Origin of the sequence: Haloferax larsenii, from assembly GCF_024730625.1 — an archaeon.
GTDB lineage: Archaea > Halobacteriota > Halobacteria > Halobacteriales > Haloferacaceae > Haloferax > Haloferax larsenii.
The window spans coordinates 2,898,382-2,919,208 of record NZ_CP078063.1; the positions used below are offsets into that span (position 1 = coordinate 2,898,382).

The 20,827-nt window shown below is 63.0% G+C and carries 23 protein-coding genes and 1 pseudogene; 12 read left to right on the forward strand and 12 right to left on the reverse strand.

The window, feature by feature from the left end; genetic code table 11:
• Positions 1-122 precede the first annotated feature (122 nt).
• A pseudogene (locus KU306_RS15060) lies at positions 123-919 on the reverse strand (IS5 family transposase).
• A gap of 224 nt (positions 920-1,143) precedes the next feature.
• Here KU306_RS15060 and KU306_RS15065 point away from each other — a divergent pair.
• The 6 genes from KU306_RS15065 (at position 1,144) to KU306_RS15090 (ending at position 5,746) form a co-directional block, all read left to right on the forward strand.
• Positions 1,144-1,665, forward strand: a complete 522-nt coding sequence (locus tag KU306_RS15065) for a helix-turn-helix domain-containing protein (protein WP_258302399.1) — start codon at positions 1,144-1,146, stop codon at positions 1,663-1,665.
• Positions 1,666-1,700: 35 nt separating this feature from the next.
• On the forward strand, positions 1,701-2,891 hold the full coding sequence (locus KU306_RS15070; protein ID WP_007543420.1) for an alanyl-tRNA editing protein: 1,191 nt from the start codon (positions 1,701-1,703) through the stop codon (positions 2,889-2,891).
• A gap of 81 nt (positions 2,892-2,972) precedes the next feature.
• Positions 2,973-4,118, forward strand: a complete 1,146-nt coding sequence (locus tag KU306_RS15075; protein WP_258302400.1) for an acyl-CoA dehydrogenase family protein — start codon at positions 2,973-2,975, stop codon at positions 4,116-4,118.
• A 51-nt stretch (positions 4,119-4,169) separates the two neighbouring features.
• Entirely contained in the window at positions 4,170-4,724 is a 555-nt protein-coding gene (locus KU306_RS15080) for an HAD family hydrolase (RefSeq protein ID WP_007543416.1), read from the forward strand.
• Between the two features lie 200 nt (positions 4,725-4,924).
• Complete coding sequence (locus KU306_RS15085) at positions 4,925-5,344, forward strand: DUF7969 family protein (protein WP_258302401.1); 420 nt, start codon at positions 4,925-4,927, stop codon at positions 5,342-5,344.
• 45 nt (positions 5,345-5,389) lie between these two features.
• Positions 5,390-5,746 (forward strand): DUF6249 domain-containing protein, encoded by a 357-nt coding sequence (locus KU306_RS15090; protein WP_258302402.1) that lies wholly within the window; start codon positions 5,390-5,392, stop codon positions 5,744-5,746.
• A gap of 27 nt (positions 5,747-5,773) precedes the next feature.
• Here the strand turns inward: KU306_RS15090 and KU306_RS15095 are convergent, their stop codons facing one another.
• Together KU306_RS15095 and KU306_RS15100 are read right to left on the reverse strand one after the other, a co-directional pair.
• The gene (locus KU306_RS15095; protein ID WP_258302403.1) at positions 5,774-7,234 is read right to left on the reverse strand and encodes an RtcB family protein; all 1,461 of its coding nucleotides are present in this window, start codon (positions 7,232-7,234) and stop codon (positions 5,774-5,776) included.
• A 93-nt stretch (positions 7,235-7,327) separates the two neighbouring features.
• Positions 7,328-7,738 (reverse strand): archease, encoded by a 411-nt coding sequence (locus tag KU306_RS15100; RefSeq protein ID WP_007543408.1) that lies wholly within the window; start codon positions 7,736-7,738, stop codon positions 7,328-7,330.
• 123 nt (positions 7,739-7,861) lie between these two features.
• Here KU306_RS15100 and KU306_RS15105 point away from each other — a divergent pair, with 123 nt between their 5' ends.
• From KU306_RS15105 to KU306_RS15115, 3 genes are all read left to right on the forward strand, one after another.
• On the forward strand, positions 7,862-8,338 hold the full coding sequence (locus tag KU306_RS15105) for a GNAT family N-acetyltransferase (protein WP_007543406.1): 477 nt from the start codon (positions 7,862-7,864) through the stop codon (positions 8,336-8,338).
• Between the two features lie 99 nt (positions 8,339-8,437).
• Positions 8,438-9,406: a sugar phosphate isomerase/epimerase family protein gene (locus KU306_RS15110; protein WP_007543404.1), complete on the forward strand. Its 969-nt coding sequence runs from the start codon at positions 8,438-8,440 to the stop codon at positions 9,404-9,406.
• Positions 9,407-9,412: 6 nt separating this feature from the next.
• Positions 9,413-10,531, forward strand: coding sequence for a Gfo/Idh/MocA family protein (locus KU306_RS15115; protein ID WP_258302404.1), 1,119 nt, complete (start codon positions 9,413-9,415; stop codon positions 10,529-10,531).
• Between the two features lie 78 nt (positions 10,532-10,609).
• Here KU306_RS15115 and KU306_RS15120 read toward each other — a convergent pair whose 3' ends face one another.
• From KU306_RS15120 to KU306_RS15140, 5 genes are all read right to left on the reverse strand, one after another.
• Positions 10,610-11,074, reverse strand: coding sequence for a hypothetical protein (locus tag KU306_RS15120; protein ID WP_007543400.1), 465 nt, complete (start codon positions 11,072-11,074; stop codon positions 10,610-10,612).
• Between the two features lie 43 nt (positions 11,075-11,117).
• Positions 11,118-11,261, reverse strand: coding sequence for a hypothetical protein (locus KU306_RS15125; protein WP_160163442.1), 144 nt, complete (start codon positions 11,259-11,261; stop codon positions 11,118-11,120).
• 162 nt (positions 11,262-11,423) lie between these two features.
• A complete protein-coding gene (locus KU306_RS15130) occupies positions 11,424-12,272 on the reverse strand; it encodes an eIF2B alpha/beta/delta subunit family protein (RefSeq protein WP_007543398.1) in 849 nt (282 codons plus the stop codon).
• A gap of 94 nt (positions 12,273-12,366) precedes the next feature.
• Positions 12,367-12,705 (reverse strand): DUF5822 domain-containing protein, encoded by a 339-nt coding sequence (locus KU306_RS15135; protein WP_007543397.1) that lies wholly within the window; start codon positions 12,703-12,705, stop codon positions 12,367-12,369.
• A 63-nt stretch (positions 12,706-12,768) separates the two neighbouring features.
• Positions 12,769-13,263: a type IV pilin domain-containing protein gene (locus KU306_RS15140; protein WP_258302405.1), complete on the reverse strand. Its 495-nt coding sequence runs from the start codon at positions 13,261-13,263 to the stop codon at positions 12,769-12,771.
• A gap of 169 nt (positions 13,264-13,432) precedes the next feature.
• Between KU306_RS15140 and panB the strand changes: the two genes are divergently transcribed.
• Positions 13,433-14,242 (forward strand): 3-methyl-2-oxobutanoate hydroxymethyltransferase, encoded by an 810-nt coding sequence (gene panB / locus KU306_RS15145; RefSeq protein WP_258302406.1) that lies wholly within the window; start codon positions 13,433-13,435, stop codon positions 14,240-14,242.
• Between the two features lie 33 nt (positions 14,243-14,275).
• On the opposite strand, the gene KU306_RS15150 is transcribed toward panB, so the two are convergent.
• Entirely contained in the window at positions 14,276-15,055 is a 780-nt protein-coding gene (locus KU306_RS15150) for an alpha/beta fold hydrolase (protein ID WP_258302407.1), read from the reverse strand.
• 329 nt (positions 15,056-15,384) lie between these two features.
• Between KU306_RS15150 and KU306_RS15155 the strand changes: the two genes are divergently transcribed.
• Together KU306_RS15155 and KU306_RS15160 are read left to right on the forward strand one after the other, a co-directional pair.
• Positions 15,385-15,633: an Hsp20/alpha crystallin family protein gene (locus KU306_RS15155; protein ID WP_258302408.1), complete on the forward strand. Its 249-nt coding sequence runs from the start codon at positions 15,385-15,387 to the stop codon at positions 15,631-15,633.
• Entirely contained in the window at positions 15,634-17,892 is a 2,259-nt protein-coding gene (locus KU306_RS15160) for a CDC48 family AAA ATPase (protein WP_007543392.1), read from the forward strand.
• Positions 17,893-18,138: 246 nt separating this feature from the next.
• On the opposite strand, the gene bcp is transcribed toward KU306_RS15160, so the two are convergent.
• From bcp to priS, 3 genes are read right to left on the reverse strand one after another with little or no spacing between them, the layout of a single operon-like run.
• Entirely contained in the window at positions 18,139-18,597 is a 459-nt protein-coding gene (gene bcp, locus KU306_RS15165; RefSeq protein WP_007543391.1) for a thioredoxin-dependent thiol peroxidase, read from the reverse strand.
• A 36-nt stretch (positions 18,598-18,633) separates the two neighbouring features.
• Positions 18,634-19,656, reverse strand: coding sequence for a DNA replication protein (locus tag KU306_RS15170; RefSeq protein ID WP_258302409.1), 1,023 nt, complete (start codon positions 19,654-19,656; stop codon positions 18,634-18,636).
• Complete coding sequence (gene priS / locus KU306_RS15175; protein WP_007543389.1) at positions 19,653-20,810, reverse strand: DNA primase small subunit PriS; 1,158 nt, start codon at positions 20,808-20,810, stop codon at positions 19,653-19,655. The genes KU306_RS15170 and priS overlap by 4 nt, the downstream gene beginning before the upstream one ends.
• Between the last annotated feature and the right edge of the window lie 17 nt (positions 20,811-20,827).

A 20,827-nucleotide genomic window follows, 5' to 3' on the forward strand; every position in this document is an offset into this window, starting at 1 on the left:
GTCCGCACAGGCTCGGAGCGTCAGCCCGGCGGTGACCTCAACACTGTCGCTGGCCCCGTCTGCGAGCGAGAAGTCGCCACAAATTTCGGTTCTGGTGAATCGCCATACTGCGGTTGATTTGGCTATGTTGCGGCACGATTGATATCGTGAACGACATATTTCAAAACAAGTTCACGAAATTCTCTGCACTTTTGCGCACGCACGGAATATCTCCGTGCGCGAACTTGATCGACGAGAAGATGGTTTCACACACCTAGCGGTAGCGAGGTCCATCGACTCGCGCGTTGTTCGCGCGGTCGATGTGCCTGGTGATAGACGTTTAATCACCGGTTTCAAGCCATCTTCCCGTAGTTTTTTGCGTAACTGCATCCTGTCGTAGCCTCTGTTCGCGGCGAGGCTGTGCAGGTCGCCTGCGTTGCAGGAGGCGACCTGTCGGCCGAGTTGTGTGTCGTGAGCTTTCTCGGTCGTTCAATGAACGTCAGAACAGCTTGGGTCTGATTATCGACGAGAGCCGTCGCTTTGAGCATCTGAACGCGATAATCCGTGCGGCGGCAGTAGTGATTACTATTGTTTTCGCGGTCAAAAATGTGGCATCAGTGGCGGCGTTATCCGAGAGGTCGTGCAGTTTCGACTCTCGTTGGAGCAGCACTCACCAAACCTTCACTGAAACCCATCAAATGTCTTGTCCAACGCCGAGTGATCAGGGAGATTGACCTCTTCGAGACCGATCTCCCCACAAATAGCGGTATCTCGCTCGGCAGGTCGAGAGCATTGCGGTACGACCCATCAAAGTGTATTTACAGACTGTGCAGCGATACAAGAGCGTAGTCAGCGAAGCCACCATCCCCTTCGAGGGCGGCGACTTCGCCTCAGTCTCCAACTTGGCTGCTTTGATCGTGAAGCCGGAGGTTTTGGACATAGTCATTGACAGTCCCCCGTGTCAACTCCTTTGAATTAATGAATGACCCGCCGCCGTCCAGTGATTCATCAGAGACCAACACAATACCACGGCAAAAGACAGTGACGACGCTGTTCTGTCGCCACCTACTGATGAGTAGTCAGAGTGCCAAGTGCTCACAGTGGTCGATCACCTGCCCCGTCCGGGGCCGCGAGTTTAAAAGGGTCGAACGAGTAACACGCCCCATGGCGAAGTACTCGACGAATCGGGGTGGAGGCGGCTCCGACGGCGATAGTTGCGAACTCTGCGGCCGAACGACGGGGAAACTCCGGCGCGCGAACGTCGCTGGTGCCGACTTACTCGTCTGTTCTGACTGCGCACCGCACGGCGACAACCGCCACGCTGAGAAGAAGCGCGAGAAGTCGTCGTCCTCCCGCGACTACTCCGAGCAGAACCGTCGCAAACGCGCCGCCCAACGGACCGCAAAGATGTACGACAGCGCCAAGGGCGACTCGAAACACTGGGAAGAAGAAGGGACGAACTACGAGAAAGACCGGCTTCCGTACCTCGTCTCCGGCTACGGCGGCGTAGTCGAATCCGCGCGGCAGGATGCCGGCCTCCAACTCGCCGAACTCGCCGACGAACTCGAACTCGACGAGAAGCAACTGCTCGCAATCGAACAGGGACGGGCGACGCGAGCGAACGTCGGTGGGTCGGTTATTCGCGCGCTCGAAGAACGCCTCGACGTGTCACTCGTCGACGAGTAGCACGACTTTTCTTTCTCGGGCGTCTCGACGCTCCCATGCCACTCTCTCTCGCACCGTCGAACCCGGAGGTCCGGGCATTCGAGGCAACGGTCACGAGCGTCGACGAGCGGTCTGTCGTCCTCGACGAGACGTACTTCTATCCCGAAGGCGGCGGACAACCCGCCGACCGGGGTGTCCTCGGCGGTGTCGAACTCGCCCACGTCTACGCGGAAGACGGCGTTGTGGTCCACGAACTCGCGGAGACTCCCACCTTCGATGTTGGGGACGACGTCACTGGCGTCGTCGACGACGACTACCGAACCTACTGCATGCGGGCGCACACCGCGAGTCACGTCCTCTATGGCGCGGCGCGGCACATCTTCGACGACCTCGGATACGGTGGCTTCGACATCACCGAGGAGAAAGTCCGCGTCGACTTCGAGACGAGTACGGACGTCGACGACGCAGCACTGGTCGAACTGGAGCGACTGGTCAACCGCGCAGTCTGGGACTCTCGCAAGGTGTCGTGGGAGGAGATTCCGGTCGCGGAAGCGCGAGAGCGCGAGGAAATCGCGTTCAACGTGAAGACCGAAGAAGGAGTCTTCGCCGACGCCGACGAGGTTCGAGTCGTCACCGTCGAGGGATGGGACTGGGGTGCCTGCGGCGGAACTCACGTCTCGAACACTATCGAAATCGGTCCCGTGGAGGTCCTCGGTCGCTCGAACCCCGGCGAAGGACTCACGCGCGTCGAACTCGCCGTCGGCCCGTCGGCCATCGACCACCGCGCGGAACTCCAGACGGCCGCCTACGACGCGGCGCGGGCGCTCGGTACGAACCTCGAAGCCCTTGGCGACGTCGCTGCCGAGACAGTCGAGTCGCGCGCCGCGCTCGAAGACGAACTTGCCGATTTGAAAGCAGAGACACTCGGGACGCGCCTCGCGAACTTCGAGACGCTCGAACGCGACGACGGAATGTGGAAAGTCGGGTCGGTCGCAGGATTCGAAGCGAACGATGTCGGCGAGGCCGCGAAGGACGCCCGCGGCGAGGCAGACGTCCTCGTCGCCGTCGGTGGCTCGAACGCCCCATTCGTCGTCGTCGCCAGCGCGGGTGACGTTTCGGCGGGCGATATCGTCGACGACGTGACAGACGAGTTCGGTGGCGGCGGTGGTGGCGGCCCGACGTTCGCACAGGGCGGTGGGCTCGGCGCGACCGCCGACGAGGTACTCGCGTTCCTCCACGAGTACTGATAGCGCCCATCACTGTCGGATTTTGAACCCGTCGCGGGACAATTCACTCATCTTTTTCAATTATGGTTCGTAGAAGAGACCATGGTAACAGTAGGGTCCGACATCGCGCTGACCGACGAGCAGCGGGCCATCCGCGACCTCGTCCGCGAGTTTGCGGTCGAGGAGATTCGCCCGACCGCCAGCGAGGCGGACGAGACGGAGACGTTCCCCGAAGAGGTGTGGGACGGTCTCGCCGAACTCGACCTGACCGGACTGACTGTCCCCGAGGAGTACGGTGGATTCGGTGCCGACCGAATGACGTACTCCGTCGTCAACGAGGAGGTCGCCTACGGCCAACTCGCCGTCGCGACCGCTCTCTCGGTCCACTGTCTCGCGACCGAGTGTATCGCCGAGTTCGCGACTGACGAGCAGAAAGAAGAGTGGCTCCCGAAGATGGCCGACGGCCGCCCAGTCGGGATGTTTGCACTCTCGGAACCCGAAGCAGGGTCGAATCCGGCGGAGATGTCCACTGTCGCGCGCCGCGAGGGTGACGAGTTCGTCATCAACGGCAAGAAACAGTGGATTACGAACGGCCAGCGCGGTGGCGTCTGTATCCTCTTCGCGAAGACGGACCCGGAGGACCCCGGCTCCGTCACGCAGTTCCTCGTCCCCGAGGACGCCGGCTACGAAGTCGGCAAGAAAGAAGAGAAGATGGGGCTTCGCGCCTCCGACACGACGGCGCTTCTCTTCGACGACGTGCGCATCCCGGCGGAAAATCAGCTCACCGAGGAAGGTCGCGGTCTCTCTGCCGCGTTCCACATCCTCACCGGTGGCCGCATCGGTATCGCTTCGCAGGCGACCGGTCTCGCGCAGGCCGCGCTCGACGAGGCGGTCGAGTACGCGAACGAACGCGAGCAGTTCGACAAGCCGATTTCGAAGATTCAGGCCATCCGCCACAAGATTGCGGAGATGGGAACGCAGGTCCACACCGCGCGGACGCTGGTCCGTGAGGCCGCCCGCGTCGCTGACGCTGGCGAGGACCCGCGCACGCCCGCCGCGATGGCGAAGTACTACGCGAGCGAGGCCGCTGTCGACGTGACCAACGAGGCCGTGCAGGTCCACGGTGGCTACGGTTACACGACCGACTTCGACGTGGAACGCTACTACCGCGACGCCAAGATTACGACCATCTACGAGGGCACGAGCGAGATTCAAAAGGAGATTATCGCGCGGTCGCTCCTGGACTGAGTCGACGACTCGCCCGAAGCGCCTTTTTTCTCCGCTGTCTTAGACCGGGCAATGACGCTCCCGGACCTCTCCGGTTTCGACGCCGTCGTCTACGACCTCGACGGTACGCTCGTCAATCTCCGTGTCGATTGGGACGAGGCGGCCCGAGACGCCGCGCTCGTTCTCCGCGAGGTTGGCGTCGAGGCAGACGCGATGGACCTCTGGGGCATGCTCGACGTGGCCGACGAGGAGGGCGTTCGCGACGACCTCGAACGCGAACTCGCAGCACACGAACGACAGGGCGCGTGGACATCAGACCGCCTGCCGCTTGCGGACCACCTCCCCGAAGACGGTGTTCCCTCTGGCGTCTGCTCGCTCAACGCAGAGGATGCTTGCCGTGTCGCGCTCGACGTGCACGAACTCGAACCCCACGTCGATGCCGTCGTCGGCCGCGACTCCGTGGCAACCGAGAAACCGGACCCTGAACCGCTGCTCGCTACGCTGGAGGAGATGGGTGTTAGCCCCGACTCGGCGGTGTTCGTCGGTGATTCCGCTCGCGACGAGGTGACTGCCGAACGCGCCGGTGTCGCGTTCAGGTACGTCGGCGACGGCCCGTCTGGTGTCTGAATCGACGTCTCTGCAGGTGGCATCGAGGGCGAACAGGCGGCACGACTGCTCCGCGAAGCGGTGTGCCGCACACCCGCAGTCCGCCCCGCGGCGATGGTCAACGCACGAGGTGGCTGGCCGCGGACTCGAATATAAACCTCAGGAGAATTGGGATTCGACCCGCCGTGTGGGTTAAGCCCGCTGCCTCCTACCACCCGAATATGGGATATCCGGTCTCGTACTACTGCCCGCACTGCGGCGCGGTGGTCGAAGTCGAACGCGACGGCTACCTCGCAGACAAGTCGGTGACGCCGTATCCGCTGGCCGGGTGGGCGTACGTCGACCCGGACGACGACTTCGAGGCGGACGACGCCGACGGCGTCCACTTCGTCTGCGGCGAGAGCGATGCGCCCGGTCTGACGTGGACAGACGTAGTCAGCGAGGCCGACGACGTGGAGAATCCCGGGTTGGCGTCGCCGTGCGGTCGCGACTTCTATCTCTCGTTCGTACGGTACGAAAACGGGCGGGAGGTGGAGTCAGTTCCCGAGAGCGACTACGTCGTCATCGGCGGGCAGGGTCCGACAGGACCACGGGGGCCGGATACTGGGCCGCGCGGCCCCGGCGGATTCTCCCCGAGATAGCGACTGTCACTGGTAATTCAAGACGTCACGTAGCGATAGTCTGGTATGTTCCCACTTCAGACCGCCTCCGGTATCGGTGACGCGCTGTTCTTCGCACCGTTCGTCCTCCTCGGAATCGCAATCCTCGGATTCGGCGCTGTGGCCGTCTACCTCGACCACAAAAAGGAGATGGCGCTCATCGAGAGCGGCCAGTACGCCGACGCCGACCGCGACTCGCGGGCGTGGATTCTCGGCGGCGGACTGCTGTTGCTCGCACTCGGTCTCGGGAGCGTCGTCTCGTCGTTCCTCTCCGGCGGTAGCGGTGCCGTCGGCGAGGGCGTCACTGCCGTCTTCGTCGGCCTCGCGGCGCTCGCGTACTACTTTTACAAGCGCCGGGCGGCGGCCGCGACGGCGGCGGTCTGAGAACCGCCGAACCGGGGGCGTTCGAACTCAGCCCTTGATGTTGCAGACGGGGAAGGTCCGAACGACCTTGTCACCGATGCCTAACTCGTCGGAGACCCGGACGACTTCGTCGACGTCCTTGTAGACGCCGGGTGCCTCTTCGGCCACCGTCGCGCCCGACTGCGCCTTGACGTAGATTTTCTGTTGCTCGCGGAGTTCCTCTTGTACCGTCTCGCCCCAGTACTCCTGTTTCGCCTTGGTTCGGCTCATCAGCCGACCCGCGCCGTGGGCCGTCGAACCGAACGTGAGGTCGAGCGAGGAGTCGCCGCCGCGGAGGACGTAGCTTCCGGCACCCATGCTGCCGGGGATGATGACAGGCTGGCCGACGTCAGCGTACGCTGGTGGAAGTTCGGGTCGCCCCGCGGGGAACGCTCTGGTCGCACCTTTGCGGTGGACGTAGAGTTCTCGGTCCTCGCCGTCAACCTCGTGGACTTCCTTCTTCGCGATGTTGTGCGCCACGTCGTAGAGGAGACGCATGTCCATCTCGCGCCAGTCGCGGTCGAACACGTCGGCGAACACCTCGCGCGTGCGGTGCATGATGAGCTGTCGGTTCACCCACGCGAAGTTGATGGCGGCGCACATCGCGCCGTAGTACTCTTCCGCGAGTTCCGACCCGGCGGGCGCGGCGGCGAGTTCCTTGTCCGGCAGGTCGTCGAACAGGTCGGCGTGTTCCTTCTCGATGCGCCGGAGGTAGTCCGTACAGGTCTGGTGGCCGAGGCCGCGAGAGCCACAGTGGATGAGGACGACGATTTGGTCGGCTTCGAGCCCGAACGACTCGGCAACGTCCTCGCGGTACACGTCGGTGACGCGCTGGACTTCGAGGAAGTGGTTGCCGGAGCCGAGACTGCCAATCTGATTGCGCCCGCGGTCTTTGGCCTTCTGCGAGACGAACTCGGGGCGCGCGTCGTCGCGGAAGCCTTCGTCTTCGCAGTGTGCGAGGTCGTCTTCGGTGGCGTAGCCCGCATCGACCGCCCACTCCATCCCGCGCGCGAGAATGTCGTCGATAGTCTCCGCGTCGCCGGTCACGACACCGCCGCCGCCGAGACCGCTCGGGATGGCATCGAACAGCGCCTCGACGAGTTCCGCTTCCTTCCCTTGGAGGTCCTCGTAGGTGAGGTTCGTCGTCATCATGCGGACGCCGCAGTTGATGTCGTAGCCGACCGCGCCCGGCGAGATACACCCGTCTGTCGTGTCCGTCGCACCGACGCCGCCGACGGGGAAGCCGTACCCCTGATGGCCGTCGGGCATGCAGATGGCGTGGTTCGTGATGCCCGGCAGGTGCGTCGCGTTTCGCAACTGTTCGAGCGTCTTGTCCTGGCCAATCTGTTCGAGCAGCGCCTCGGAGGCAAGCACCCGCGCCGGGGCGTTCATCTCGCCCTCCTGCGGAATCTCCCAGACGTGCTCGCGAACTCGTCGCAGTTCGATGTCTCCGAACTCGCGTGTGGTCATATCCGAACGTTCGAGATGGCGATTCAATAGGATTCCGTCACGAGTCGGGTGGGTCGAGGGCCAGAAAACAAGCGGGTTGCGGGCGGACCGTACTCACACGTCGAAGACGACGTACGCGTCCCACCCGTCGTCGCCTTCTTCCAGTCGCATCTCGGAGTACGTGACGGCTTTCACGTCGCGGGCGGTCACGTCTGCGAACGGGACGCCGCGCGCCGAGGCGTCGACGACCCACTCGGCTCCCTCTTGTCGGACCGTCGCGTCGTGGTCGGCGGGGAGGACGCCGCGCACGTCGCGCTCGTAGATGAGTTCGTCGAGGTAGTCGAACAGCGCCGCTTCTCTGCTCTCGGCGCGGACGGAAAGCGAGAATCGGTCGCCGGTGGCCGCAACCTCGTCGCACATCGCGGCCGTGAGACCGTTTGCGACTGCGGCGAAGACGTCGCCGAGGCTGTCCCCCGCCGCCTCGACGGCCACGTCGGCAGTGTGTTCCCGGAGTGTGAAGCTCATACCGACTCGTCGGTGACAGGCACCCCTCGTCTTTTCGGTCGGCGGGAGGCAGCGTAAACAGACATCGTGTGCGCCGTTCACACGGACGGTGGAGTTATATTCTCCCTCCGGCTACCTCGATTTGTGAGCGTCAACGTGAAGATACGGGTCGACGGGCCCGGCGAGACAGCGTACGCCGAGGAGGCGTGGGACCTCAAGGAGGTCATCCGGGTCGACGAGGGACTCCTAAAACAACGCCGCGGGTTCTTTATGGACGCCTATCGCCGCTCGACCACGTATCTTCTCTTCGAAAACGACACGCTCGTCGCGTTCGCCTCCACACGACGCGACGGCTACATTCTCTTTCTCGCCGTCTCTCCCGAGGCACGAGGCGAAGGCCACGGGAAACGACTCGTCGCCAAAGTCGCCAACAATCATCCGGTCGTCACCTGCCACGCCCGCACGACGAACACGAACGCGCTCGAATTCTACAAAAATCTCGGCTTTACCGTCCGTCGACGCATCGACGGCTACTACGAAGACGGCGGCGCGGCGTACTATCTCCGACTCGGTGAAGAGGCTGGGCTCCGGGAACGCCTCTCGGAGTTCCTCCGACGCTAGAAACGAGAGACCGTACCCGACGCGCCACGCTCTCGGAGTGCAGCACCGACTTTGCTCGTATCCTTAATTTTTATTCGCTTCGTAGTAGTATGTCTGTGTATGTACATCGGAGTGCTCACTGTCCCGCTCGGGAACGAATCCCTCGACGACGCGCTCGACTACCTGTCGAGTATCGGCGTCGAAGGTGTCGAACTCGGTGTCGGTGGCTGGCCCGGCGAAGACCACGTCGACCGCACAGCAGTCCTCGGCGACGAAGACGCACAGGCCGACCTGCTCGCGGCCGTCGAAGGCCGAGACATGCAGATTAGCGCGCTGGCAACCCACAACAACCCGCTTCACCCGGACGAGGAGACGGCGGCCGAGGCGGACACGGAACTCCGCGAGGCTATCGAACTCGCCGACGCGCTCGACGTGAACACCGTCACCTGTTTCTCCGGCCTGCCCGCGGGCGGCCCGAACGACGAAGTCCCGAACTGGATTACGGCCCCGTGGCCGACCGAGCACGCCGACGCCCACGAGTACCAGTGGGACGTCGCCATCGACTACTGGTCCGACCTCGCCGAATACGCCGACGACCACGGCGTCGACATGGCAATCGAGATGCACCCCAACATGCTCGTTTACGAGCCGACGGGGATGCTGAAACTCCGCGAGGCGACAAACGAGCGCATCGGCGCGAACTTCGACCCCTCGCACCTCTACTGGCAGGATATCTCCATCACCGACGCGATTCGATTCCTCGGCGAACACGACGCCATCCACCACTTCCACGCGAAGGACACGAAGGTGTACGAGTCCGAATCGCGCGTCAAGGGCGTCCTCGATACCACTTCCTACGCCGACACCGCCGACCGCTCGTGGCTCTTCCGGTCTATCGGCTACGGCCACGGCGAAGAACACTGGAAAGACGTCGTCTCGACGCTCCGGATGGTCGGCTACGAGGGTGCGCTCTCTATCGAACACGAAGACGCGCTCACGTCCTCGAACGAGGGGCTGGAAAAGGCCGTCGACGTGCTCGACCGCGCCGTCTTCGAGACGCAACCCGGCGATGCCTACTGGGCGGAGTGATTCTGCATGTCTGAACCCCTCACAGTCGGCGTCTTAGGCTACCGCTTTATGGGCAAAGCGCACTCCAACGCGCTCGCTCGCCTCCCGATGTTCTTCCCCGACGCGCCGGACGTCGAACGCTCGGTCATCATCGGCCGCGACGAGGAGGCGCTCGCCGACGCCGCCGACCGATTCGGCTTCGAATCGACGGCGACCGACTGGCGCGACGTCGTCGACGACGTGGACGTGTTCTACAACCTCGGGCCGAACCACCTCCACGCCGAACCCTCGATTGCGGCGCTCGAAGCAGGGGCGCACGTCTTCTGCGAGAAACCCCTCGCGCCGACGCTGGATGAAGCCGAAGCGATGCGCGACGCCGCCCGCGACGCCGACGGCGTGGCCGGATGCGCGTTCAACTATCGCTTCGTCCCGGCTATCCAGTACGCGAAAGACCTCATCGAAGACGGCGAACTCGGCGACATTCACCACGTTCGCGGCCGCTACCTGCAAGACTGGCTGGTCGACCCCGAGGCACCGTGGGCGTGGCGCATGGAGAAGGAGTACGCCGGGTCCGGGGCGCTCGGCGACCTCGGCGCGCACACCGTGGACCTCGTGCGCTTCCTCGTCGGCGAGGTTGCGGGCGATATCGAACGCGTCTCTGGACACCTCCAGACGTTCGTCGACGAGCGCCCGGTTCCCGGCACGGACGAGTACAAGCCCGTCACCGTCGACGACGCCTACACCGCGCAGGCAGAGTTCGAAAACGACGCGGTCGGGTCGTTCGAGGCCTCGCGCTTCGCCAACGGCCACAAGAACGACCACACCATCGAGATTCAGGGCTCGGACGGGAGTCTGAAGTTCTCGCTCGAACGCCTCAACGAACTGGAGGTCATGACGGGTGATTCACGCGGATACGAAACCGTGCTCGTCACCGACGAAACCGACCCCTACGTGGACCACTGGTGGCCGCCGGGCCACGTCATCGGCTGGGAGCACACTTTCGTCCACGAGAACTACGAGTTCCTGTCGGCGGCCGCCGAGGGAAGTGAGTTCTCTCCCTCGTTCGAGGAAGCCTACGAAGTACAGGAGATTCTCGACGCAATCGAGCGCTCCGACGACAGCGGCGAGTGGGTCAGTCTGGACTAGGTGAGAAACAACGCGTCGCCAGCAGTATCTGTTCCCGCGCCGCCAACGCGCGATGGGATTCCTCTGTCTACCGATTTTTCAGGAGAGGCTGTTGCCCTCGTCGAGAAGTTGCTGGACATCACCGGCGTCGAGCGCTTTGTTCGATGTTAGATACTCCTCTATCCGCTGTAGCGACGATATAACGGTCGCTTGCTTGAGTGCTCTCTCCGCCAACTCGTCGAACCGCACGAGGTCTCGTTGGCGGTACTTGTGCTTGTCTACGTAAAACAGATGTAAGATGTTGTACTCCTTGTTGTCCTTGGGCACGCCGAGAACGAGTTTGCCGTAGATTCGGAGGATGTTCCCTTCGCGAAAAATCTCTAGCGTGTCACACCCGGTCGGAATTTCGTAGACGTGTCGAGATGGGGTATCGCTCTCCAACACACGACGGATTTTCTTGAGTACGCGTCGCTGTTCCGTTGCATCGAGACCACCAAGTGATTTCGTGAACTGGTCTGCGAATATCGCGACCGTCTCTTCACTATTGAGGGGAACGGAACTCACTCAACACGTGCCGACGATAACAAATTAAAAAATACTCCCGAATTCAGAATTTCAGGACACTGGCAATGTCTTCTTTCGAGGACACGCGTCCCTCTACGAAGTCTTCGATCCCGTCGAGAACCTCCTGAGGGACGAACTCTTCGTGACCCTCATCGTCGTGGTTCTCTTTCCGGGGTTTGTGTGCCATCGTATCTGAATAAGATACGCCGAGGCATTTAGTTGTTCACCAATTGCTTCACGGGAACCACGCCAGGTTTCAACGGAAGCTACCCACCTGTGAAGTCAACTTCAGGGGTAACTGGTTGCTACCAGAGACTCCTGAAAAACAGACCCCGAATGGCGACCTCGGTTAGTACTCCACGACGCCTTCGTCGGTGATGACCTCGTCGATGAGGTCGACAGGCGTAGCGTCGTAGGCGGGGTTCTCTAACTCGATGCCCTCGACGGGTTCGAGCATGACCTCGCTGGGCGACCGAATCTCGTTTTCGAAGCGGAAGCCGCCATCGACGAGCTTTGCGCTCGACCCGACGACAGTCACGGGCACGCCAACTTCGTTCGCGGCGGCGACGAGCGGGAAGGTACCGACGCGATTGTAGAGCGTCTCGTCGACGATACAGTCCATGCCGATGACGACGCGGTCGCACTTCGGGAGGAAGAGTCCCGAGGCACCGTCGACCATCAGGTGTGGCTCGACGCCGTCGATGGCGGCGAGTTCGCGGGCGAATTTCCGGCCGAGGAAGCGCGGCCGCGCCTCGGTGACGTACGCGTGTAAGTCAGCCCCGTCTTCGACGGCGAGTTCGACGGCCTCCATGACCGTCGAGGAGTAGTCGTGCGTGAGGAACGTCGTGCCGTCTTCGAACGTCTCGGCGGCGTTCTTCGCAGCGCGGTGTTTGCCCGTCTCGACTTTTTCGACGACGCGGTCGATAGTCGAAAGCGTTCGTTCGCGCGCCTCGTCGATGTCGTCGGCCTCGCCCTGCACGTCGTTGAGGACTTCCTGTAAGGCGTTGTAGAGAGAGGCGTGCGATGGGTTCGCACGCTTGAGTGCGCTGACGTTCCGTTCGAGGTCGCGTTCGAACTCCTCGACGGTGACGTAGTCGCGCTCGGTTAACTCCGCGAGCGACTGCGCTGCCTTGACGGCGACGACCGAGGAGCTGTGCGTCTGCATCTCGCGAATCTCCTCGATGGTCTCGTCTATCATACGCGAACGTCGCCGTATCGTGTGAAAGAGTTTCCGGGAGTCGCCAGCCGATGGGAGAGAACAGCCTCGGGAAGCGGGTCGCCTTGACGTACCGTCAGGCGTCCGCCTTCGCGTCCGATTCGGACTCGCTGGTGGTCGGGGTACTGTCCGGATTACTGGCCTTCTCTGGGTTGATGTCGTCGTCCGGCTTGGTGCCGCCGTCGCCTGCATCGGTTCGCTTCGCGTAGACGTACACGGCGATTGCGGTAAGGAACCAGATGACAGCACCGACACGGATGGCGAACTCGGCTTTGTCGCCCCACGTCGGGAGCGTCGCGTTCAACGAGAGGAGGGCGACGATTGGGGAGCCGACGAGAATCGTCGTGACGAAGGTCGTCTGCATGACCCAGCCGTAGTCGACACCGTCGGGATTCGAGCGCTCGACAGGTTGCACGGGTAGTGGTATCACGGTGGGGGCTAATGCGTGCCGATTCCCGTCGCTCGGAGCGCGTCGAGTTCAACAGTTGCTGCTGGTCGATGTCGGGTCGGACGGAATCTCGTAGTCGACGAGTATCTGTGACGAGCCGTCTTCGTACTCGATGATGACACGGTAGTGCTGTCCAGCGGTGCAGATTGGATTCAGCACACTGTCTGACCCCTCGCCATCGATGTGGGCGTACTCTCCAGCCGGCCCGACCTGTGGGCCGCCGGTCCAGACGTCCTCCCACGCGAGTCGGTTGCCGCTGTCGTCGACGACGAACACGCTATCGCCGTCTTCGAAACTGCCGCGGTCGTGGGAGATATTGATGTACGCCCCATTTCCGCTGTTTCCCTCCCCGTCAGGATGGTACGCCACGTCGAACGCGACGTGCGGTCGTGGTTCGCGAAGCGTGTCGCCGAATCCTGTGACCATGATACCGACGGTAGCCGCGAGGAGGACGACGACGACCAGCATGAGTGCGACGCCGATGACTGGAGAGACCCCACGGCGCGCAGGTGTTAGGGAGGGCATACGTGCCTCAATGGAGTGGCTGCAATCGGTATAATCCTATCTTACTCGTCTACCCCAAGTTTGCACGCTTCGGCTCTCTCACCACAGTTTGCGTGCTTCGGTCCCACTACTGCCCGGCGTCGCGTCGACAAAGGGGGACGCTCATAACCCGGACGGATGAATGGCAACTATGGCCACGGTACGTTCCCTTCGGGCGAAGGCTGGAGACGAGCCAATCACAATGCTCACGGCGTACGACGCGCCGACAGCACGCATCGTCGACGAGGCCGGAATCGACATCATCCTCGTCGGCGACAGCATGGGCAACGCATCGCTCGGCTACGACTCGACACTGCCAGTCACGGTCGAAGAGATGCACAGCCGGACCGCGGCAGTCGCCCGCGCGACCGACGACGCGCTCGTCGTCGCCGATATGCCGTTTCTCTCGTTCGGCGTAGACGAGGCTGCGAGCATCGAGAACTGCGGCCGCATGCTCAAGGAGGCGGACGCCGACGCGGTCAAATTAGAGAGCGGCCCCCACACCGTCGAACTGACCGAGCGCCTCGTCCAACTCGGTATCCCGGTGATGGCGCATCTCGGTCTCACGCCGCAGCGCGTGAAGGAACTCGGACTCAGCAGACAGGGAACCGACCGCGACGACGCCCGCGAAATCATGGACCTCGCGAAGGCACACGCCGAGGCCGGCGCGTTCTCGCTCGTCCTCGAACACGTCCCCGCGAACCTCGCACGGCAGGTCACGGAGGCAATCGACATCCCGACAATCGGTATCGGTGCCGGACCCGACTGCGACGGGCAGGTGCTCGTCATCAACGACGTCGTCGGCATGGGCGACAGTGTCCCGCCGTTCGCGGCGCAGTTCGGCGACGTGAAATCGGAGATGGAGTCCGCAGTCGATTCCTACCGCGACGCCGTCGAGTCCGGCGACTTCCCAGCCGAAGAACACAGCCACGTCGAAGACGACCTCGACGAGTTGTACTGAGGGAATCGTCGAAATCGAGCGTCGAGAGCGCGTTCAGACTCGCCGGTCGAGGAAGTCCTGTACGGCCGCGTTGAACGCGCGGGGCTGTTCGAGCATCGCGAGGTGCGCAGCGTCTTCTATCGTCGCGAGTTCGCAGTCCGGCATCTCGTCGGCGAGGTACTGGTGATAGCTCAGTGGCGTCAACTTATCGTGTTCTCCGACGAGCGCGAGCGTCGGCACGTCGATACGGTCGATTTCGTCGCGGATATCGAAGGTGTGGCACGACCGGAAGTCGCGACTGGTGACTGCTTGTCCCGCGTCGTACATCGCCTGCTTCGAGCCTTCGATGAACCGCTCGTCGGTCGTGTGAAACAGGTGGTCGTCGCCGTGGAGGAACTCGACCGCCCTGTCGAAGTCGTCGTCGAGCCATTCGAGCAGGTCTTGGAGGACCGAAAGCTTCGCCCCGGTTCCTGCGAGGACGAGCGCGTCGAGGTCGATGTCGCGTTCCAGAGCGAACGTCATCGCGACGGCACCGCCGAGTGAGTTTCCGACGAGGACGCTCGCACCCGTCTCCTCGACGACGGCGACCACGTCGTCGACGTAGGCCGAAAGCGCTTCGTACCCCGCATCGGCGTCCACGTCGTCGCTCTCTCCGTGGCCGCTGAGGTCGAGTGCGGCGACAGGGTAATCGCTCGCCAGTCGGAACTGTCCGCGCCACGCGCCCAATGCGCCGCCGCTGCCGTGGATACACAGAATCGTCGGGTCGTCGCCGCCCGCGTCACGGATGCGATAGTTCGTCGTCCGTCCGTGGTGGTCAACCGTCGCAGTCTCCATATGTATGAACGTGTGGCCGCTGTGTGAATAAACCCCTACGACGTGGTGAGTTCCCCCCACCAATCGGGCGATACGGTGAGTTGTGTCCTCGTTCGACTGGGAGTGTGCGCTTCTGGGATTGTGGTCGTCTTTCTCGGCGCTGTGCGCTCTCGCCGCGGACCTGTCTATGTCGAGCCACTAGTTTGACATGACCCCATCACGAACTACGAATTGAGGTGAATCTGGTGTGAACCGCAATACAACTGAAATTAGGGATTCCCCACCCCGTCACCCGATTCATCGGCGAAAGATATTAATACCATAAACACTAACCTTGGGTTAGAGATATTATGAGCATGCAACAGTTCGCCGGCGGCAACGAGCGGTTCCTTCGCCGGTACGAATACGACGACAGTTGGGTCATCGCCGCCGACGTCGGTCTCTCGGAGGACGAGGTCGATGTCGATATCGTCGGCTCGACGGCCATCGTCGTCGCCGACACCGGAGCCCGCGTGACCGAGACGGAGTTCGAACTCCCCGCCGGCGACGCCGAGGTCGGCGTGCAAAACGGCGTGCTCACCATCACCATCCAGAAATAAATGAAACTCATCGTCAAACCCCTGAAGCAGAAGGACGCCGGTCGTGGACTCGCTGCTATCGACCGGGCCGCCGCGAATAAGCTCGACCTCGAAGGCGGAGATTTCATCCGCATCGAAGGCCCCGACGGCGGTACCGCCATCGCGCGTGTCTGGCCGGGCTACCCCGAAGACCAGAACACGGGCGTCATCCGTATCGACGGTCGGCTCCGGCAAGAGGCCGGCGTCGGCATCGACGACCGCGTCGACGTGGCGAAAGCCGACGTCAAGCCCGCACAGAAGGTGACGATTGCGCTCCCGCAGAACCTCCGTATCGGCGGGAACGTCGGCACCTACATCCGCGACAAACTCTCCGGACAGCCCGTCACGAAGGGCCAGAACGTCCAGCTTCCGCTCGGATTCGGCTTCATGAGCGCGTCGAACCAGTCGGTGCCAATCAAAATCGCCTCGACGCAACCGTCCGGAACGGTCGTCGTCAACGACAACACCGAGTTCCAAGTCAGCCAGAAGCCGGCCGAGCAAATCGCCGACACCTCCTCCGGTACGAGTGACGGTCCCTCCGTGACCTACGAGGACATCGGCGGTCTCGACAAGGAGCTCGAACAGGTCCGCGAGATGATCGAACTGCCGATGCGTCACCCGGAACTGTTCAAGCGCCTCGGCATCGAACCGCCGAAAGGCGTCCTCCTGCACGGCCCGCCGGGGACCGGAAAGACGCTCATCGCCAAGGCCGTCGCCAACGAAATCGACGCCTCCTTCCACACGATTTCCGGCCCGGAAATCATGTCGAAGTACTACGGCGAGTCCGAAGAGCAACTCCGTGAAATCTTCGAGGAGGCCACGGAGAACTCGCCGGCTATCGTCTTCATCGACGAAATCGACTCCATCGCGCCCAAGCGCGGCGAGGCCGGCGGTGACGTCGAACGCCGCGTCGTCGCACAACTGCTGTCGCTGATGGACGGCCTCGACGAGCGCGGCGAAGTCGTCGTCATCGGCGCGACCAACCGTGTCGACGCCATCGACACCGCACTCCGGCGGGGCGGTCGCTTCGACCGCGAAATCGAAATCGGCGTCCCGGACCGCGAGGGCCGCAAGGAGATTCTGCAGGTCCACACGCGGAACATGCCGCTGACCGACGAGGTCGACCTCGACTCCTACGCCGACAACACCCACGGGTTCGTCGGTGCCGACCTCGAATCGCTGGCGAAGGAGTCGGCGATGCACGCGCTGCGTCGCATCCGCCCGGAACTCGACCTCGAAGCCGAGGAAATCGACGCCGAAGTCCTCGAAAGTCTGCGCGTCACTGAAGACGACTTCAAGGAGGCGCTCAAGAGCACCGAACCCTCCGCGCTCCGCGAAGTGTTCGTCGAAGTGCCGGACGTTACCTGGGAGGACGTCGGCGGCCTCGGAGACACCAAAGAACGCCTCCGTGAGACCATCCAGTGGCCCCTCGAATACCCCGAGGTCTTCGAGAAGATGGACATGGCCGCCGCCAAAGGCGTCCTGATGTACGGCCCACCGGGGACGGGGAAGACCCTCCTCGCCAAGGCCGTCGCCAACGAGGCGGAGTCGAACTTCATCTCTATCAAGGGCCCCGAACTGCTCAACAAGTTCGTCGGCGAGTCCGAGAAGGGCGTCCGCGAAGTGTTCAAGAAAGCCCGCGAAAACGCCCCGACTGTGGTGTTCTTCGACGAAATCGACTCCATCGCCGCAGAACGCGGGAGCGACTCCACGAGTTCCGGCGTCACAGAGCGCGTCGTCTCGCAACTCTTGACCGAGTTGGACGGCCTCGAATCGCTCGAAGACGTGGTCGTCATCGCGACCACGAACCGCCCGGACCTCATCGACGCGGCGCTCTTGCGCCCCGGTCGCCTCGACCGCCACGTTCACGTTCCCGTGCCGGACGAGGACGCTCGCCGCGCCATCCTCGACGTCCACACGGAGCACAAGCCGCTGGCCGACGACGTCGACCTCGACAAAATCGCGTCGAGAACCGACGGCTACGTCGGTGCCGACATCGAAGCGCTCTGCCGCGAGGCGTCGATGAACGCCAGCCGTGAGTTCATCACGAGCGTAGAGAAAGACGAAATCGACGAGAGCATCGGCAACGTGCGCGTCACGATGGACCACTTCGTCGACGCGCTCGACGAGGTCGGACCGAGCGTCACCGACGAGGTCCGCCGCCGCTACGACGAAATCGAAGAGCGCTTCCACCAGAGCGAAGTCCAACACGAAGACGAAGCGGGCCGGACCTTCTACTAGGTCCACTTCCGTTCGGCGAGTCGGCTGTCGCCCCGGGCTGAATCGGGGGGACTCCGGCGGACCGACATGTTCTTATTACTCCTGTCTGCTATGTAGTGGTACCCACTGCTAGGGATACTAAATTTTCAACGAGCTTCGCGTTTGTTTCACCGGAAATGAGGTGTGTCTCACTGCGATTGTAAAGAAGGTACTCGAAGCAGAGTTGCAACGGGAGTGTCGGTCGCCGTCGGAGACTGAGAGGGGTAGTTAGTCGTCGAGGTCGGCGAGAATTTCTTCGGCGTGGCCGTCGGGTGAGACGCCTTCGTAGACTTGCTCTATCGTTCCGTCCGGTCCGACGAGATACGTGTTCCTGAACACGCCGTCGAAGGTCTTTCCGAACATGTTCTTTTCGCCGTAGGAGTCGTACGCGCTTGAGACGCTGCCGTCTTCGTCGGACAGAAGCGAGAACGGCAGGTCGTACTTGTCGGCGAAGGAGTCGAGGTCCGAGACTGGGTCGTCGCTGATGCCGAGGACCGCCACGTCGCGCTCGCCGAACTCGTCCCACGAATCGCGGAAACCGCACGCCTCTGTGGTACACCCCGGCGTGTCCGCTCGGGGATAGAAGTACACCACGACGCGCTGGCCGCGGTACTCGGACAGCGAAACGGTGTCGCCGTGCTGGTCTGGAAGTTCGAAATCGGGTGCTGCGTCACCTACTGAGAGCATGGCTGTGTCTTCACACGGACCGGAGAAGGGTCTTTCTCACTCGAGTTTCTCGGCCGCACCGCGCTCGACGAGTGGGTCGGCGTTCGCCGCAGGAAGCGTCACCACGTCCTCGCGAGCGAGGTCGTACTCCCGGTCGTCGATACCGAGAATCGTCCCCACGTCGGCGGTGATTCGAACCGTCTCGCGGTCGTCGACGAGTCCCGCGAGTGGGTCGTCGTCAGCCTCCGCCTTCGGGGGTGTGGTCGGGTCAGCGTCCGAGTCCCCGTCTGCCACGTTTGCCCCGTCGTCGCCGAGGACCGCGTCGGCCTCGCTCGGGGGACGGGGAGCGTCGTCGTCTGCCGCGGGCGACTCGGAGGCGGCTGTTGTCGGCGACTCGGAATTGGCCGCCATTGTCGGCGACTCGGAAGCACCCTCCATCGACTCGTCAGCATCGTCGCCGTCGCCCATCGCGTTGGCGAGTACGTCGCCAGCACTCTCAGATGGCGTGTCGAACGTGGGCGCAGAATCAGCGGTCTCGGGGTCCGGTTCGTCCGGTGGAATCGTGGGGTCAGACGCAGGTGCCTCGGCTGTGTCGGGGTCGGCGGCCACGTCGTGGGACGCGCCCGTTCCGTGGTCGCCTGCTAGCCCGTGGCTCCCTGCCGACTCGTGGCCGCCCGCCGGTGCGTCGGCGGCCGCGACGTCTTCGAGCGACGAGAGGACCGTCGACCTGTTTTCTTCGATTCGGGAGACGAGGTCCTCGAAGAGACGCTTTTCTTCGGTCGTCAGCCCCTCGGTCGTACTGGACATCCCGGCGGCCGAGAAACTCGCAGCCTTGACGACCTTGCCGACACGGCGTTCGTAAATCGACGTGACGACCTCTTCTGCGGTCTCGATTTCGTCGGTAATCTGTCGAATATCGGGCGAGTAGTGGGTGCCGAGCTCCTCCGCTTTCTGTTCTCTCGTCGCCTTTCGCTCGGCGATGTAGTCGGAGACGTCTTCGTAGAACGACTCGCGTAGCTGCTGCAGGCTGTCTTTCTGCCGTTCGGTCCGCAGCACACTCCTGAGTTCGTCTACGTTCATTGTTGCACCTTCTCGGCTCGCCCGCGGGTCATGAGGAAAATCCCGAGACTCTCGCGTACTGATTGGACGCCAGACTGGAGTGTAAATGTATCGCCATCGAACGTCACCGGTCCGGCGTCGGTGACTTTCACTGTCGTCTCTTCGTCGCGGAAGCGGTCGGGAACGGCGTCGGCGAGCGGGTCGAAGTCGTCGATTTCGTCGCGGTCGAGCGGTTGGACGACGAGCCCCGACCCGCCGTGGAGACTCTTCGGGAGTCGAATCAGGCGCTTCGTGTCGGTCGTCACCGGTTCGTCGATGGGCGACGTTTCGTCCTCGACCGTCTCGTTCGCGAGTGCTTCGACGAGCGTTCGGACGCCCGGGCCGCCCGCTTCGACGTTTCCGTCACGGATTGCCTCGGGGTTGTTGCGGAACGTCCCGAGGATGGTCTCCGCGCGACCCTCGCCGATACCGTCGAGTTCCATCAGTCGTTCGAGCGCGGCGTCTTCTTCCATCTCCATCAGGCCGTCGGCGAAATCGAGGAGGCGCTGGTGCGTCCGGCGGCCCCACCCGCCTTCGGTTCGAAGGACGCGCCGTGTCGTCGTTCCGTACTGGCGCGTCTCGATGAGTCCCTCCACGTCGAGGTCGATAGCGCGGATGTAATCGACGATTTCGCGTCGCGCGTCGCTGTCGAGTTGTCGGACGGAGTCGTCTCTGACGTGGACGTGGTAGCCGCGGCCGCCGGAGAAGACGACCTGCATCTCGTCGAAGTCGAAGTCGCGTTCGAGGAGGTCGACGAGGTCCAACAGCGCCTCTTTTCCGAATTCGAGCATGTCCGCGTAGTTCGTCTCGTCGGGGTCGACGCCCGGGAGGTGGTCGGCGTCGATGTCGAAGACGAGGTCCGCGCCGCGCCAGCCCTTCTCGTCCATGGAGGACGCACCGGGGTCCGAAAAGCGGGCCGACGAAAAGTAGACGTGTCTGGGCGCGCTGCGCGTGAGGTAGTCGTCGAGGTCACCGAGGTCCAAAAGCGACTGGTGACGGTGCATCCGTGTGCCGCCCGCAGACCAGGGGATGACGCCCCACTCTCGCTCGCCCGGCGCGGGCGGGAGAGGGACGGCGGCGCTTCGGTAGTAGTCACCGAAGCGCCCTTCGAGGTACTCGCGTGTGCGCCCGTCCATACACTCCGGATTCCCGA

Coding starts and splice junctions, on each gene's coding strand:
- KU306_RS15065 (WP_258302399.1), top strand. CDS start 1,144: ATGGCGAAGTACTCGACGAATCGGGGTGGAGGCGGCTCCGACGGCGAT.
- KU306_RS15070 (WP_007543420.1), top strand. CDS start 1,701: ATGCCACTCTCTCTCGCACCGTCGAACCCGGAGGTCCGGGCATTCGAG.
- KU306_RS15075 (WP_258302400.1), top strand. CDS start 2,973: ATGGTAACAGTAGGGTCCGACATCGCGCTGACCGACGAGCAGCGGGCC.
- KU306_RS15080 (WP_007543416.1), top strand. CDS start 4,170: ATGACGCTCCCGGACCTCTCCGGTTTCGACGCCGTCGTCTACGACCTC.
- KU306_RS15085 (WP_258302401.1), top strand. CDS start 4,925: ATGGGATATCCGGTCTCGTACTACTGCCCGCACTGCGGCGCGGTGGTC.
- KU306_RS15090 (WP_258302402.1), top strand. CDS start 5,390: ATGTTCCCACTTCAGACCGCCTCCGGTATCGGTGACGCGCTGTTCTTC.
- KU306_RS15095 (WP_258302403.1), bottom strand. CDS start 7,234: ATGACCACACGCGAGTTCGGAGACATCGAACTGCGACGAGTTCGCGAG.
- KU306_RS15100 (WP_007543408.1), bottom strand. CDS start 7,738: ATGAGCTTCACACTCCGGGAACACACTGCCGACGTGGCCGTCGAGGCG.
- KU306_RS15110 (WP_007543404.1), top strand. CDS start 8,438: ATGTACATCGGAGTGCTCACTGTCCCGCTCGGGAACGAATCCCTCGAC.
- KU306_RS15115 (WP_258302404.1), top strand. CDS start 9,413: ATGTCTGAACCCCTCACAGTCGGCGTCTTAGGCTACCGCTTTATGGGC.
- KU306_RS15125 (WP_160163442.1), bottom strand. CDS start 11,261: ATGGCACACAAACCCCGGAAAGAGAACCACGACGATGAGGGTCACGAA.
- KU306_RS15130 (WP_007543398.1), bottom strand. CDS start 12,272: ATGATAGACGAGACCATCGAGGAGATTCGCGAGATGCAGACGCACAGC.
- KU306_RS15140 (WP_258302405.1), bottom strand. CDS start 13,263: ATGCCCTCCCTAACACCTGCGCGCCGTGGGGTCTCTCCAGTCATCGGC.
- panB (WP_258302406.1), top strand. CDS start 13,433: ATGGCCACGGTACGTTCCCTTCGGGCGAAGGCTGGAGACGAGCCAATC.
- KU306_RS15150 (WP_258302407.1), bottom strand. CDS start 15,055: ATGGAGACTGCGACGGTTGACCACCACGGACGGACGACGAACTATCGC.
- KU306_RS15155 (WP_258302408.1), top strand. CDS start 15,385: ATGAGCATGCAACAGTTCGCCGGCGGCAACGAGCGGTTCCTTCGCCGG.
- KU306_RS15160 (WP_007543392.1), top strand. CDS start 15,634: ATGAAACTCATCGTCAAACCCCTGAAGCAGAAGGACGCCGGTCGTGGA.
- bcp (WP_007543391.1), bottom strand. CDS start 18,597: ATGCTCTCAGTAGGTGACGCAGCACCCGATTTCGAACTTCCAGACCAG.
- KU306_RS15170 (WP_258302409.1), bottom strand. CDS start 19,656: ATGAACGTAGACGAACTCAGGAGTGTGCTGCGGACCGAACGGCAGAAA.
- priS (WP_007543389.1), bottom strand. CDS start 20,810: ATGGACGGGCGCACACGCGAGTACCTCGAAGGGCGCTTCGGTGACTAC.